This window comes from Limnohabitans sp. Rim28, assembly GCF_000293865.2.
In the GTDB taxonomy this organism is placed as follows: Bacteria; Pseudomonadota; Gammaproteobacteria; order Burkholderiales; family Burkholderiaceae_C; genus Limnohabitans_A.
On the sequence record NZ_ALKN02000005.1, the window covers coordinates 33692 to 47706 of the forward strand.

The window sequence follows — 14015 nt, forward strand, 5'->3', positions numbered from 1 at the left end:
ATCATAATCTGCCTATGTTTCAAATCAATAACATGCCCGCCCGTGTGCTGAGAACGAACACCATGACCGCGCTGATCTGGTGCCTTGCTGCGGCCGGACTCGTTTTCTGGGTGTTGAAATTCCCCCTGGATTCAGCGCCTCTTCACAGCTTGGCCGCGTCAGTCCCAAAGGACGGCTCGGGTTCGATGGCCGAGGCCGATGTCAAGACCGCTCGGGCATGGGGCGTTCAGTCGGCCCAGCCTGAAGTGAGTGTGGCTTTGTCCTCGCGCTTTCAACTGTTGGGCGTCATCGCGAGCGCATCAGGCCAAGGCAGTGCCTTGATCTCGGTGGATGGGCAGCCACCCAAAGCGTTTCGCGTGGGGCAAACATTGACCGAGGGGCTGACATTGATCAGCCTGAGCGCCAAGCAAGCCAATGTGGGGCCCACTGGCTCTGGCGTTGGCGGTTTCTCGTTGGCGCTGCAGGGTCAAGGCAAGGCGCCTTGACACTCTTGCAGGTGCATCAAGCGCGCAAAAACAGCCGATAAACCGGGTTGTCCGTTTCTTCTGCATACGGATAACCCAGGGTTTGCAAGAACTTGTCAAAGGCTTTGTCGTCTTTGGCGGGCACTTGCAGGCCCACCAAAATGCGGCCGTAGTCGGCACCTTGGTTGCGGTAATGAAACAGGCTGATGTTCCAGCCCGGCCGCATCAGGCTCAAGAACTTGAACAGTGCGCCGGGCCGCTCGGGGAACTCAAAGCGCAACAGACGCTCATCTTGTGACAAGGCTGAATGCCCACCCACCATGTGGCGTATGTGCTCCTTGGCCAACTCGTCGTGCGTCAGGTCAATCGCTTTGAAAAGTTGTTTGTTGAATTTGGCCGTGATCTTGGTGCTCTCGCCCTTGCCGTGGGTACTCAGGCCCAAAAACACATGGGCTTTGTCCGAGTCGCTCATGCGGTAGTTGAACTCGGTCACATTGCGCGGTCCGCCCGGCAAGCTGCCGATCAGCTCTAAAAAGCGCTTGAAGCTGCCACGCTCTTCAGGAATGGTCACGGCAAACAAGGCCTCTTTTTCTTCACCCACGTCGGCGCGTTCGGCCACGAAGCGCAGACGGTCAAAGTTCATGTTCGCGCCGCACAAAATGGCCGCAAAGGTCTGGCCCTTGCATTTATGTGCCGCCACATACTGTTTGATGGCGGCCACGGCCAGTGCGCCCGCCGGCTCCACGATCGAGCGGGTGTCCACAAACACATCCTTGATGGCCGCGCACACCGCATCGGTGTCCACCGTCATGTACTCGTCCACCAAATTGCTGGCCACGCGGAAGGTCTCTTCGCCCACCAGTTTCACGGCCGTGCCGTCCGAGAACAGGCCCACATCGGGCAGCGTCACGCGTTTTTGGGCCGCCACCGATTGCATCATCGCGTCAGAGTCGTTCATCTGCACGCCAATCACCTTGACCCCCGGGCGCACCGCCTTGATGTAGTTGGCCACGCCAGCAACCAATCCGCCACCGCCTATGGCCACAAACACCGCATCCAGTGGCCCTTGGTGCTGGCGCAGCATTTCCATGGCAATCGTGCCTTGGCCCGCGATCACGTCCGGGTCGTCAAAGGGGTGCACAAAGGTCAGGCCCTGCTTTTTTTGCAAGGCCAGCGAATGGTTGTAGGCGTCGGAGTAACTGTCCCCAAACAAAACAACCTCACCGCCCAAGCCTTTGACCGCATCGATCTTGACCTGCGGTGTGGTGGTGGGCATGACGATGATGGCGCGGGTGCCCAGCTTGCTGGCACTCAAGGCTACGCCTTGTGCATGGTTGCCTGCCGAGGCGCAGATCACCCCCTTTTTGAGCTGCTCAGGGCTCAGGTGGGCCATCTTGTTGTAAGCCCCGCGCAGCTTGAAGCTGAACACCGGCTGCTGGTCTTCGCGCTTCAAAAGCACCTGGTTACCCAAGCGCTTGGACAGGTTTTTGGCCGTTTCCAAGGCGGACTCGGTCGCCACGTCATACACCTTGGCGTTGAGGATCTTGATCAGGTAGTCGGCGGGTTGGAGTTTGGGGGTCATCATGTTCGGTGCGATGTCGGGCATACTGCATCGCTCAAAAGAATGGTTTGATGATAACGGCCAAAAAAATGCCCCAAGTCTTGCGACTTGGGGCAAATCCACCTTTTCAGAGGGTGGAGGAGACAACCGGTGCGGGCTAAAAAAGCACGCTTGTTCGCAATTGTAGGCGTGAATTGTTGCAATGCAGCAGAAATAGCCCTCAGAAGATAAAAAATGTGGGTTTTTTGAGCCGCGGTTTGCGCAAGATCACATGCCACGCTGGGCTTTGACCGGTTTGGGTAACATCCTGACCAGCCTTCGGCAAGACTCGCCGCAATCATTGGAGGAAAAATTCATGGAATGCACAGTCACCTGGACCGGCGCTGCCGGCACGCGCTCGGGGATGGGCTTTTTGGCCGAAACTGGCTCAGGCCACATGGTCGCCATGGACGGTGCACCAGACGCGGCCAAGCCTGAAAACGGTGGCCAAAATCTTGCCCCCCGTCCCATGGAAATGCTTTTGGCTGGCACGGGCGGTTGCACCGCCTATGACGTGGTGCTGATCTTGAAGCGCGGACGCCACGATGTGCGCGGCTGCAGCGTCAAGCTCAGCAGCGAACGCGCCGAGGTCGACCCCAAAGTATTCACCCGCATCAACATGCATTTCACAGTCACGGCCAAAGGCGTGCCTGCCAGTGCCGTCGAGCGCGCCATCGCCATGAGCCACGACAAATACTGCTCGGCCAGCATCATGATCGGCAAAACTGCCGAGATCACCACCAGTTTTGAGGTGGTGGAGGCCGCTTAAAAACCTTTTAAATCCGGTGCGCCACCGTGGTCATCACCTTGGCCGCGGCTTGCATGAGTGATTTGACCGGGGCAGGCAGCTCCACGGCACCCGCTTGTTGCGCCATTTGGGCGTGGGCAAGCTCGTCGGCTTTCATGGCCGACACAATGGCGCGAGATGCCAAATCGGACGCTGGCAGCAAATCCATGTGGCTTTGCAAATGCGCTTCGACCTGCCGCTCGGTTTCGACCACAAAGCCCAAACTCACTTGGTCGCCCCCCAGCTTGCCAGCGGCAAACCCAATGGCAAAAGCCCCCGCATACCAAATCGGATTGAGCCAAGAAGGGCGGTCATGCAGGTCCTTCAGGCGCTGTTGGGTCCAAGCCAAGTGGTCTGTCTCTTCGCGGCTGGCTTCGGCCAATTGGGCCCGCAGCGCCGGGCTCTTGCAAGCCAGGGCTTGACCGGTGTAAAGCGCTTGGGCGCACACCTCACCCACGTGGTTGATGCGCATCAGTGCGCCTGACTGGCGGCGTTCAGCGTCGCTCAGTTCCAAATCGGCCACTCGGGCGGCAGGATTGGGGCGACTGGCACGAGGCTCGGCAAAAAGGGTGCGCAAGGCGCTGTCTGTGGCCAGTATCAAAGCATTCATCATGCTCAAAGTTTACTCACCTGGCCGTCAGGCCGTCAGCTGCAGGGTCCATGATCGCTGTGCGAACTGGTGAATTGCTTTTGTCCGTTTTGAGACTTTCAATTCAAAAATAGATGGAAGTTATTGAATTTATTGGGGAAAATTGCTTTTCACAGGGGTGGTTCGAGGGTTAGTACCATGGTATGTTGCATGCCAACAACAAAAACAGCTAATCTTTCGCATATGTCTTGGCGAAGTCATTTACGTCTGGTGGAATACACACAACTTCCTGAATTGGAGGTTGGCTCAGGGTCTCGAAGGGTGATAGTCACCCATCTGATCTAGGCCCTTTATTAACCTTGGAGAAATTTGCAATGAAAAAAACTCTGATTGCTCTGGCTGTTCTGGCAGTTTCCGGCGCTGCTTTCGCACAATCTTCGGTCACCATTTCCGGCACGATCAACGTCGGTGTCTTGGACAGCGGCGCTGCTGGTGCTCAGCCAACTGTCTCCCGTATGGGTGGCGGTGCTAACGCCATCAACATCGTGACCTTGGAAGACTTGGGCGGTGGCATGCGCGCTGGTTTTGACAGCCAAATGCGTTTCAACCCAGCAACTGGTGACCGCGCCTCTGCTGGTACAGGTGCAGCACTGTTCCACGGTGCCAACGTGTATGTCGGCGGTGGCTTCGGTACCGTTCGCATGGGTAAGATCATTGAGGCTTCTAACTGCGCCTACGATCCATGGGCCTGTACAGGTGGCGCTGGCTTGAGCGCTGGCAACACAACGGGTGGCTTGATCGCTGCTCAAACAATCGCTAACGCCGTTAGCTACCAATCTCCTACCATCAGCGGCTTCAGCGTCGGCTACAACACATCCGTGTCTGCTCGTGCCAATGAGCGCAATGTTTTGAACGTGACATACGCTGCAGGCCCCATGACTGCTCAGTTCCTGCAAAGCAAGGGCAGCGTCAACATCGGTGCAACTGATGCCACCGCAATCACCGACGCAAAAGCTCAAGGCACTTCCATCGGCGCCAGCTACAACTTCGGTGTGGCCAACGTTTCTGTGTTCAACGCCAAGACTGAAGACGCTGCTGGCGCGACAACCGCTGACATCACAGGTCTCGGCTTGACCGTTCCAATGGGTGCCTACACCATCTTGGCCGGTATGACTCAAGACAAGAAAAAAGCTTCTAACCTCGACGGCCGTACAGCTGTTGGCGTGAACTATTCCTTGAGCAAGCGCACCACCTTGGGCGCTGACGTGTTCAAGCAAGACCAAGTCGGTGGCAGCAACGGCTTCGTCGTTCGCGCACGCCACACTTTCTAATCTGACGCTGGCGCAAGCCAGCTGAGGTTTAGACAACAAAAAACCCACCGTGGGAACACGGTGGGTTTTTTTGTGGCCAATCCGGCCAGTTGCGGTCTAAAGGTCCGTCAGGGCGTTAAACCACCGCGTGACAAGCGATCTTGATGCCTTTGAAGTCGCGCAGCGCAGGCCGCTCCGCACGGCAGATGTCGGTGGCCTGGGGGCAGCGGGGGTGGAAGGTGCAGCCTGTCGGCGGGTTGAGGGGGTTGGGCACTTCGCCTTGCACCGGGGTGCGGGCCCGGCCGGTGTCGTGCATCTTCGGGATCGCGTCCAGCAGCATGCGGGTGTAGGGGTGCTGTGGGTTGCCAAACAAGGTGTGTTTGTCGGCCAGCTCCACCAGTCGGCCCAAATACATCACACCCACCTGGTCGCTCACATGGCGCACCACGGCCAGGTTGTGGCTGATGAACAAATACGTCAGGCCGCGCTCGCGCTGCAGGTCTTTCATGATGTTGAGCACCTGCGCCTGCACGCTCACATCGAGCGCCGAGGTGGGTTCGTCGCACACCAAAAACTCAGGCGCCGTGGCCAATGCGCGGGCAATGGAAATGCGCTGGCGCTGCCCACCCGAAAACTGGTGGGGGTACTTGACCATGTCGAGCGGCGACAGCCCCACCGATTGGAGCAATTCGGCCACGCGGGCCTTGAGTTCTTCGGCATCGCTGATCAGGCCGTGCTCCTTGAGCGGCTCGCCAATGATGTTGTCCACCGTCCAGCGGGGGTTCAGGCTGGCATAGGGGTCTTGGAAGATCATCTGGATGCGCTGCCGCATGGCTTTGGCGTCCGATGATTTGAAGGCCGCGTGGGCGTCTTGCCCGTCAAAGGTCAGGCCGCCGCGAGTCGGCTCGTACAGGCCCACCAGCAAACGGGCCACCGTGCTTTTGCCGCAGCCGGATTCGCCCACCAGGGCCAGCGTCTTGCCGCGTTCGATCTCAAAGCTCACGCCATCGACCGCGTTGAGCAATTGGCGCGGCTTGCGCTCGATGACGCGGTTGAGCCACGGGGCCGACACGTCAAAGGTTTTGGCCAGATCGTGTGCCACGACCAAAGGCTGCGTCTTGTGCGCGTTCATGCCGCACTCCCGTTGTGCAGCCAGCAGGCCGCTTGGGTCGAACCGGCATGGACCAAGTCAGGGCGGTCTTGGCGGCAACGGTCAAACACCTGCGGGCAGCGCGGGTTGAAGGCGCAGCCTTGTGGAATGGCGTTCAGGCGCGGCATGGCGCCGTCAATTTGGTTCAGGCGTTCGCAGTCACTGTCCATGTCAGGGATCGAGGCCATCAGGCCAGCGGTGTAAGGGTGGGCCGGTTGGTTGATGACCTGGTGCACTGGGCCGATTTCGGCCACGCGCCCGGCATACAGAACAGCCACGCGGTCGCAGGTCTCGGCGATCACGCCCATGTCATGGGTGATCAGCATGACGGCTGCGCCCCGGTCTTTGCAGACCTTTTTTAGCAAGCTGATGATCTGCGCCTGGATCGACACATCGAGCGCGGTGGTCGGCTCGTCGGCCACAATCAGCCGAGGCTCGGCAGCCAGGGCCAGCGCAATCACCACGCGCTGGCGCATGCCGCCCGAAAACTGGTGCGGGTAGTGGTCGATGCGCTCTTCGGCGGCCGAAATGCCGGTGTCTTTGAGCAAGTCAATGGCGCGTTGCCGGGCCTCTTGCGGCGTCACGGGCAGGTGGGCCAAGATGGTTTCGGTCAGTTGCTTGCCAATCGAGTACAGCGGGTTGAGCGAGGTCAGTGGGTCCTGAAAAATCGCCCCAATTTTGCGGCCCCGGATGTGGCGCATCTCGTCGTTGTTCAGGTTGTCGATGCGCTGGCCTTCGAGCACAATTTGCCCCCCGGCCACACGGCCCGGTGGCTCCAGCAAGCCAATGATGGCAGCGCCCGTGAGCGATTTGCCCGCGCCGGACTCGCCCACCACGCCCAAAATTTCGCCTGGGGCAATGTCGAACGAAATGTCGTCCAGCGCACGCAGCGTGCCGTGGCGGCTGGGGAATTCCACCACCAGATTTTTGACTTGTAAAAGGCTCATCGCAATCTCGGATTCAGCGCGTCGCGCAACCAGTCACCCAACAGGTTGACCGACAAGGCGATCAGCACCAGCATCAGCCCCGGAAAAATCGTGATCCACCATTCGCCCGAGAACAAATAGTCGTTGCCAATGCGGATCAAGGTGCCAAGGGATGGCGATGTGGGCGGTGCGCCCACGCCCAAAAATGACAAAGTGGCTTCGGTCAGGATGGCCGTGGCCACCTGGATGGTGGCCAGCACCATGACCGGCCCCATCACGTTGGGCAGCACATGCTTGAACATGATGCGCAAGGGCGCCACACCCGTGACACGCGCGGCTTGCACGTATTCCTTGTTGCGCTCGACCAAGGTGGTGCCGCGCACGGTGCGGGCGTATTGCACCCAACCCGTCAGGGTGATCGACAAAATCAAGACACCAAACGCCAAGGACTCATGGGCATCGGGAAAAAGCGCACGCCCCACACCCGCGATCAAGAGCGCCACCAAAATGGCTGGAAACGACAGCATCACGTCGCACAAGCGCATCAAGAATGCGTCGATCCAGCCGCCGCGAAAGCCCGCCAACAGACCGAATCCCACGCCCACCACCACCGACAAGACCACCGACGCGAGGCCGACCACCAAAGAAATGCGCGAGCCATAAATGATGGCCGACAAAATGTCACGGCCCTGGTCATCGGTGCCCAGCAAAAACTTCGTGCTGCCGCCCTCCATCCAGGCGGGCGGTATTCGGGCATCGCTCAGCTCCAGCGTGGCCAGGTCAAACGGGTTGGTCGGCGACACCCAGCCCGCAAAGGCCGCACAAAAAAGGAACAGCGCGGCGATGGCTGCTGCCACCATCGCCGTGGGCGATTGGCGGAAGCTGTAACCCACATCGCTGTTCAGCCAGCGCTTCAAAACATTCATGGCTTACTTGACGGAGATGGATTTGAAAGGCATGTAGTTGTCACCACGTTGGGTCAAAGTGACCTTTTTGTTGATGCCCCAAGCCAGCGCTTGCTGATGCAAAGGCAAGTGGCCGATGTCGGCACTGTGCAGTTCAAAGGTTTCGCGGATCATGGCGCTGCGCTTGGCCGGGTCGGTTTCGCTTTGCACCTTGATCATCAACTCATCGACCTTGGGGTTGCAGTAAGCGCCCAGGTTGAACTGGCCAGCGCCCTTGTCGTCAGGGCAACGCATCAAGGCGTTCAGCGCGTTGTGCGCGTCATAGGTGCTGGGGGTCCAGCCCAACAGATAGAAGCTGGTGTCGCGGCGCAAGATTTTGGGGAAGTAAGTGCCCTTGGTCTCGGCCTTGAGGTTGACCTTGATGTTCGCCCGGGCCAAGTTGGCGGCCACGGCTTCGCAGATCTGACCGTCGTTCACATAGCGGTCGTTCGGGCAGTTCATGTCGATGGTGAAGCCAGTGGGGTAGCCCGCATCGGCCAACAGCTTTTTAGAGGCTTCGATGTCAAAGTGCAATCGCTTGTTCAAATCGGGGTTGAAGCCATTGATGCCGGGGCCGACCATCAGGGCGGTCGGGTTAGAGGCACCGCGCATCACGGTGCGCTTGATGCCTTCGATGTCAATCGCTTGGTAAAAAGCCTGGCGCACACGCTTGTCTTTGAAGGGGTTCTTGCCCTTCACGCTCGAGTACAGCAACTCGTCGCGCCGCTGGTCCATGCCCAAAAAGATGGTGCGCAACTCAGGCGCCACCATGGCGCGGGTGTTGGGGCTGGTGTTGATGCGCGGTACGTCTTGCACCGGCACGGGCTCCATGATGTCGATCTCGCCGGACAGCAAAGCCGCCACACGGGTGGGGTCGTTGGCAATGACCGAGAAGATGACTTCGTCCACGTTGCCTTCGATCTTGCCCCAGTAGTTGCCGTTGCGCACAAAGGTGGTGCGGATGTTGGGCTGGCGCTCACGCAGGCGGTAAGGGCCTGTGCCATTGGCGCGGAAAGACGCGGCGTTTTCAATGCCCCGGCGACGGTCCACCGGGCGTGTGGCCTGGTTGTCTTCGCACCACTTCTTGCTCATGATGAACACGGTGGACAGCACGTTGGGCAAGATCGGGAAAGGGGACTTGGTTTCGATCTCGATGGTGTGGCTGTTGATTTTGCGCACTTCCTTGATGTCGTTGGTGTTGCTGCGCATGTCGGAGCCTTCACCGGCAGCACGGGCCAAAGAGAACACCACGTCGTCGGCCGTAAAGGGCGTGTCGTCGTGAAAGCGCACGTTCTTGCGCAACTCAAAGCGCCACACGGTGGGCGATGTCTGCTTCCACGAGGTGGCCAGACCGGGTTCAAATTTCAGGTCTTTGCTCACGCCCACCAGCGACTCGTACACGTTGTTGGTCACGCTCAGTTGCAGCGATTCGTTGAGTGAGTGCGGGTCCATCGACAAAGCATCCCCCTGGTTGGCAATGCGCACGGTGGCCGCATGCGCAGCACCCAGCGACAAAGCCGAGACGAGGGTGGCGGCCAACAAGCCACGGGACAGTTTGGAAATGCGCATGGGATTCTCCTGGGGTTGAATGTGAATGCCGATCAGGCGGCTGCCTGGGGCTGAAGGGGCAAGGCTTGCTCCACCAAACTGGCGTGCAAGGCCGCACCCAGTGGCAAGATTTCGTCGTTGAAGTCGTAGCGGCTGTTGTGCAGCGGGTGCGGGCCGGGGCCGTGCGGCAGACCTTGCCCGATGCGGATGTAAGCACCGGGTTTGGCCTGCAGCATGAAAGAGAAATCTTCACCGCCCATGCTGGGCAGCATGTTCCGCCAAACTTTGTCTTCGCCCACCAAGCTGGCGGCGACATCGCAGGCGAACTGCGCCTCGGGCACGGTGTTGACGGTGGCGGGGTAGACGCGTTCGTAGGTCAATTCGGCCGATGCGCCAAAACCTTGGGCAATGCCCGAGCACAAAGACCGCAAGCGATCTTCAACCAGGTCTTGCACGCTCTCGCTGTAGGTGCGCACCGTGCCGACCAAGGTGACTTCGCCGGGGATCACGCTCATGGCGCCGGGGTGGCCGCCTTGCATCGAGCAAATGCTGACCACGGCCTGGTCAAAGGCCGACAGGTTGCGGGCCACCACGCTTTGCGCGGCAGTGATGATGTGGCCTGCCACCAGCACCGGGTCGATGCCTTGGTGCGGACGGGCGCCGTGACCGCCTTTGCCGCGGATGTGGATCTCGATGCGGTCCACCGCCGCCTGCATCGGGCCGGGGGTGATGCCGATCACGCCCAAGGGCGTCTCAGGGGAGTTGTGTTGGGCGTAGACCTGCTCACACGGAAAGCGCTCGAACAAGCCGTCTTGCATCATGGCGCGGGCACCTGCATAGCCTTCTTCGCCCGGCTGAAAGATCAGCACCGCGGTGCCATCAAAACGCCGGGTTTCGGCCAGATAACGGGCCGCACCCATGAGCATGGTGGTGTGGCCGTCGTGGCCGCAGCCATGCATCAGGCCGGGCTTGGACGACTTCCAGTTGCACTCGTTGAGTTCGGTCAGTGGCAGCGCGTCCATGTCGGCCCGCAGACCGATCATGCGGCCGGGGTGGCTGGCCGAGCGCCCCAGGCCATGCACCAAAGCCACCACGCCGGTTTTGCCGATGCCGGTGTGGATGCTGTCCACGCCGCACACCTGCAGCATCTCGGCCACGCGGCGCGCGGTGTAGACCTCTTCAAAGCCCAACTCGGGGTGGGCATGCAGGTCGCGCCTGAAGGCCGTGAGCTCGGGGTGGAACTGGGCAATGCGGGCAAACGCCGCGCCGTGCCCCAACACCGATTGCAAAGAAGCGCCCATGCTCAGTGACCTCCGGGCTTGCCCACCCGCAGGCGCGGGTCGACCACAAAGTACAACAAATCAACGATCAGGTTGATGACCACAAAGATGAGCGCGATCAGGCACAAATAAGCCGCCATGACCGGGATGTCTGCAAACGTGACCGCTTGGATGAACAGCAAACCCATACCGGGCCACTGGAACACCGTCTCGGTGATGATGGCAAACGCGATCAAGCCGCCCAACTGCAAGCCGGTGATGGTGAGCACCGGCACCAAGGTGTTTTTGAGCGCATGGCCAAAGTGGATGGTGCGGTTGGACAAACCCCGCGCACGGGCGAACTTGATGTAATCAGTGCGCAGCACCTCCAGCATCTCGGCCCGTACCAAACGCATGATGAGCGTGAGCTGAAAGATGGCCAGCGTGACGGCCGGCAACACGATGTGGTGCCAGCCCTTGGCGGTCACCAAGCCGCTGGACCACCAGCCCATTTGCACCACCTCGCCCCGGCCAAAGCTGGGAAACCAGCCGAGCATCACAGCAAACACCAAGATCAGCAAAATGCCAATCAAAAAGGTGGGCAAGGACACACCCAAGAGCGACACGGTCATGAGGAGTTGGCTGGTCCAAGTGCCCCGGCGCAAGGCGGCGTAAACCCCCATGGGGATGCCAATGAGCAGCGCCAATGAGGCGGCCACCAAGGCCAGCTCCAGGGTGGCGGGCAGGCGCTCGGCGATCAGGCGCGAGACCTTGGCGCCTTGGCGCAGGCTGAGGCCAAACTCGCCTTGCACCGCGTTGACCAAGAAGTGGCCAAACTGCACAAAGAACGGTTGGTCCAGGCCCAACGCGTTGCGCATCTCGTCGATTTGCTCTTTGGTGGCGTCTTGACCCAGCAAGAACACCACCGGATCGCCCACATACTGGAACAACAAGAACGCGATGAAAGCCACCGTGACCATGACGATCACGGCCTGGATCAGCCGCTGCAAGATGAAAGCGAGCATCAGTTGACCTTGATCAGCGTCCAATCCAGACGGTTGTCAGGGCGGTGCACCACTTCCACGTTTTTCTTCATGGCCCAAGGAATCACTTGGTTGTGCAGCGGAATGTGCGACACCGTGTCGTTGGACAACTGCAGACCTTCGGTGAGCAAACGGTTGCGCACTGGCAGATCGGTCTCGGTTTTGGCGCGGTCTACCACATAGTCCATGCGCGTGTTGCTGTAGCGCCCCACGTTGTAGTTGCCGTCACCGCCCGTGCCCACGCTGCGTGTGAGCGACTGCAGGCTGTACAAGGCATCAAAGGTGGGCACGCCCCAGCCCAGCATGTAGATGCTGGCTTCGTAGCGCTGGATCATGGGGAAGTAAGTCACCAGGGGCAAGGTGCGCAGCTTGGCGCGCACGCCCACTTTGGCCCACATGGCGGTGATGGCCTGGCAGATCTCTTCGTCGTTGATGTAGCGGTTGTTGGGGCAGGCAAAGTCCACCTCGAAGCCGTTGGGGTAGCCGGCTTCGGTCAACAGCTTTTTGGAGGCGTCGAGTGAATAAGGGAAGCGGGTGTTCACGCCTTGCGTCCAGCCGTTGACTTGGGGCGCCACCAAGGCCCCTGTGTTTTGCGACAGGCCGCGCATGGTGACGCGGTGGATGGTGTCGATGTCGATGGCCTGGTAAAGCGCCTTGCGCACCTTGACGTACTTGAGGGGGTTTTTGCCCTTGACGTTGGAGCCCGGCAATTCTTCACGGTGCTGGTCCATGCCTAAGAAGATGGTGCGGTTTTCGATGCCGTCCACCACCTTCAGGTTGGCGTTGTTGCGCATGCGGCCCAAGTCTTGCGGGCTGGGGTCCAGGATGAAGTCAATCTCACCTGACAGCAAAGCGGCGGCGCGGGTGGCTTCGTTCTTGATGGGGGTGTAGATGATTTCGGTCACGTTGGTCGGCGAACTGGCCCAACCCCACCAGAGCGGGTTTTTCACCATCACCAACTTTTGGTCAGGCTGCCATTCCTTGACCATGTAGGGGCCGCTGCCCATGGCGTTGCGGTGGGCAAAGTTTTCTTCTTTGGAGCGGATGTCCTTGGGCTCCATGGATTTGTTCTTCTCGGCCCAAGCGCGGCTCATGATGCGCAGTTCGGTCAATTGGTTGATCAGCACCGGGTTGGGGCCGCTCAGCATGACGTCGACCGTGTGGGCGTCCACCTTGACAACGCGGCTGATGCCTTGGGCGTAAATGTTGAAGTTGGAGGTTTTGGCGCGTGCGCGATCCAAAGAAAAGACCACGTCATCGGCCGTCAGATCGGAGCCGTCACTGAACTTGACGCCTTTGCGCAGATTGAAGCGGTGCTGTGTAGGCGTGACTTCGCGCCATGAAGTGGCCAAACGCGGCTCGATCTTGAAGGTTTTGCTGTTGTAGTACAGCAGCGAGTCAAAAATGGCGGCATGCACCCCGTTGCCCAAGGCGTTGTTTTGAGAATGGATGTCCAGCGTGGGGATGTCACTGGCGCTGGTCCATTTGAAAGGCTTGGCCTGGGCCTGGCCTGCAGAAGCCAAACCGGCCAAAACCAAAGAAGTGGTGAGGACACCGGACAGCCATTGGGGCGCTAATTTCTTCATTCAATCACCTCGTTCGTTGCAGTTGTATGACCCATCAGTTTGCAACATTTGTGCCTGTTGCAGACAGAGGGAATTCCCCCAAAGTGCCTGTCGCGCACCGGACTGGTGCGTTCAGTCGAGGTGCACCTTGCCGTACCAAGCCCGTGTGGTGCTTCGGGTGTTGTCGGTGTCGGTCATCAGGCCCACGCCCAACAGGGCGCCGGGGGCTTCGCCAAAGGCTTTTTCGAAATCAGCCCGAATGTTCCGCGTGTAGCTCAACCAGGTGCCCACACGGCCGGGGCCAGACTCCACAGCCAGTTTGCGGATGCGGTCGGTGCGGGGGTTGACGATCACCGACTCTGGCGGGCACTGGTTGCACCAGACATACATCAAGGTGGCATAGGGCATGGGCTCGCCGGTCAGGCTGTGGGTGAGTTCGCTCAACATGGCATTTTTGGGGCTGAACAGCTGGCGGTCGCCCTCGAACACCAAAATCAGTCGCACCGGCGAGTCTTCGGTGTCGCGTTGCTGCATGTCAGCCCCGGGAATCAGCCGCTCCACCTGCCAGTCAAACGTCAAGCGGCCCAATTGCTCGGGCGCAATGCGCAAAGGCTGGCGCAACATGCTGGCCGATGACTCGGCCTGTGCTTGCAGGGCATAGCCTTGGGGTTGGCGCTCAAGTTTGTAGGCGGTGCGCAGCTTGCCCGGCAAGACCATCTTGTCCCATTGCGCGGTGTCTTTGGCGCTGAAATGCAAGGGCAGCTGCTGCAATGGTGCGGGTCTAGGAGGGCTATCGGCCTGCGGACTTGGGGGCACCACTGAACAAGCGA

General features: G+C 59.8%; 13 protein-coding genes. 3 read left to right on the forward strand and 10 right to left on the reverse strand.

Annotated elements, in window-relative coordinates:
- Positions 1–14 precede the first annotated feature (14 nt).
- Complete coding sequence (locus tag B472_RS07005) at positions 15–485, forward strand: type II secretion system protein N (RefSeq protein ID WP_019426496.1); 471 nt, start codon at positions 15–17, stop codon at positions 483–485.
- A 16-nt stretch (positions 486–501) separates the two neighbouring features.
- On the opposite strand, the gene ilvA is transcribed toward B472_RS07005, so the two are convergent.
- Positions 502–2046 carry a threonine ammonia-lyase, biosynthetic gene (gene ilvA / locus B472_RS07010; RefSeq protein WP_026039452.1) on the reverse strand — a complete coding sequence of 515 codons (1545 nt, stop codon included), beginning with the start codon at positions 2044–2046 and terminating at the stop codon, positions 502–504.
- A 334-nt stretch (positions 2047–2380) separates the two neighbouring features.
- Between ilvA and B472_RS07015 the strand changes: the two genes are divergently transcribed.
- A complete protein-coding gene (locus B472_RS07015) occupies positions 2381–2833 on the forward strand; it encodes an OsmC family protein (protein WP_026039453.1) in 453 nt (150 codons plus the stop codon).
- Between the two features lie 7 nt (positions 2834–2840).
- On the opposite strand, the gene coq7 is transcribed toward B472_RS07015, so the two are convergent.
- Positions 2841–3464 (reverse strand): 2-polyprenyl-3-methyl-6-methoxy-1,4-benzoquinone monooxygenase, encoded by a 624-nt coding sequence (gene coq7 / locus B472_RS07020; RefSeq protein ID WP_019426499.1) that lies wholly within the window; start codon positions 3462–3464, stop codon positions 2841–2843.
- A gap of 350 nt (positions 3465–3814) precedes the next feature.
- Here coq7 and B472_RS07025 point away from each other — a divergent pair, with 350 nt between their 5' ends.
- On the forward strand, positions 3815–4771 hold the full coding sequence (locus B472_RS07025) for a porin (RefSeq protein ID WP_019426500.1): 957 nt from the start codon (positions 3815–3817) through the stop codon (positions 4769–4771).
- A 115-nt stretch (positions 4772–4886) separates the two neighbouring features.
- On the opposite strand, the gene B472_RS07030 is transcribed toward B472_RS07025, so the two are convergent.
- From B472_RS07030 to B472_RS07065, 8 genes are all read right to left on the reverse strand, one after another.
- Positions 4887–5882 carry an ABC transporter ATP-binding protein gene (locus tag B472_RS07030; protein WP_019426501.1) on the reverse strand — a complete coding sequence of 332 codons (996 nt, stop codon included), beginning with the start codon at positions 5880–5882 and terminating at the stop codon, positions 4887–4889.
- Positions 5879–6847: an ABC transporter ATP-binding protein gene (locus B472_RS07035; RefSeq protein WP_019426502.1), complete on the reverse strand. Its 969-nt coding sequence runs from the start codon at positions 6845–6847 to the stop codon at positions 5879–5881. The genes B472_RS07030 and B472_RS07035 overlap by 4 nt, the downstream gene beginning before the upstream one ends.
- Positions 6844–7752, reverse strand: coding sequence for an ABC transporter permease (locus B472_RS07040; RefSeq protein WP_019426503.1), 909 nt, complete (start codon positions 7750–7752; stop codon positions 6844–6846). The genes B472_RS07035 and B472_RS07040 overlap by 4 nt, the downstream gene beginning before the upstream one ends.
- A gap of 3 nt (positions 7753–7755) precedes the next feature.
- Positions 7756–9339, reverse strand: a complete 1584-nt coding sequence (locus tag B472_RS07045; protein ID WP_019426504.1) for an ABC transporter substrate-binding protein — start codon at positions 9337–9339, stop codon at positions 7756–7758.
- Between the two features lie 32 nt (positions 9340–9371).
- Positions 9372–10619, reverse strand: coding sequence for a M20 aminoacylase family protein (locus B472_RS07050; protein WP_019426505.1), 1248 nt, complete (start codon positions 10617–10619; stop codon positions 9372–9374).
- A 2-nt stretch (positions 10620–10621) separates the two neighbouring features.
- Positions 10622–11602: an ABC transporter permease gene (locus B472_RS07055; protein WP_019426506.1), complete on the reverse strand. Its 981-nt coding sequence runs from the start codon at positions 11600–11602 to the stop codon at positions 10622–10624.
- Positions 11602–13206, reverse strand: coding sequence for an ABC transporter substrate-binding protein (locus B472_RS07060; RefSeq protein ID WP_019426507.1), 1605 nt, complete (start codon positions 13204–13206; stop codon positions 11602–11604). The genes B472_RS07055 and B472_RS07060 overlap by 1 nt, the downstream gene beginning before the upstream one ends.
- Positions 13207–13317: 111 nt before the next feature.
- Positions 13318–13941 (reverse strand): DUF3047 domain-containing protein, encoded by a 624-nt coding sequence (locus B472_RS07065; RefSeq protein WP_238147402.1) that lies wholly within the window; start codon positions 13939–13941, stop codon positions 13318–13320.
- Positions 13942–14015 lie beyond the last annotated feature (74 nt).

Bases quoted from the DNA above. Each gene is read 5' to 3' on its own strand.
- ilvA (WP_026039452.1), bottom strand. From the start codon at position 2,046: ATGACCCCCAAACTCCAACCCGCCGACTACCTGATCAAGATCCTCAAC.
- B472_RS07060 (WP_019426507.1), bottom strand. From the start codon at position 13,206: ATGAAGAAATTAGCGCCCCAATGGCTGTCCGGTGTCCTCACCACTTCT.
- B472_RS07030 (WP_019426501.1), bottom strand. From the start codon at position 5,882: ATGAACGCGCACAAGACGCAGCCTTTGGTCGTGGCACACGATCTGGCC.
- B472_RS07050 (WP_019426505.1), bottom strand. From the start codon at position 10,619: ATGGGCGCTTCTTTGCAATCGGTGTTGGGGCACGGCGCGGCGTTTGCC.
- B472_RS07025 (WP_019426500.1), top strand. From the start codon at position 3,815: ATGAAAAAAACTCTGATTGCTCTGGCTGTTCTGGCAGTTTCCGGCGCT.
- B472_RS07005 (WP_019426496.1), top strand. From the start codon at position 15: ATGTTTCAAATCAATAACATGCCCGCCCGTGTGCTGAGAACGAACACC.
- B472_RS07015 (WP_026039453.1), top strand. From the start codon at position 2,381: ATGGAATGCACAGTCACCTGGACCGGCGCTGCCGGCACGCGCTCGGGG.
- B472_RS07045 (WP_019426504.1), bottom strand. From the start codon at position 9,339: ATGCGCATTTCCAAACTGTCCCGTGGCTTGTTGGCCGCCACCCTCGTC.
- B472_RS07040 (WP_019426503.1), bottom strand. From the start codon at position 7,752: ATGAATGTTTTGAAGCGCTGGCTGAACAGCGATGTGGGTTACAGCTTC.
- B472_RS07035 (WP_019426502.1), bottom strand. From the start codon at position 6,847: ATGAGCCTTTTACAAGTCAAAAATCTGGTGGTGGAATTCCCCAGCCGC.
- B472_RS07055 (WP_019426506.1), bottom strand. From the start codon at position 11,602: ATGCTCGCTTTCATCTTGCAGCGGCTGATCCAGGCCGTGATCGTCATG.
- coq7 (WP_019426499.1), bottom strand. From the start codon at position 3,464: ATGATGAATGCTTTGATACTGGCCACAGACAGCGCCTTGCGCACCCTT.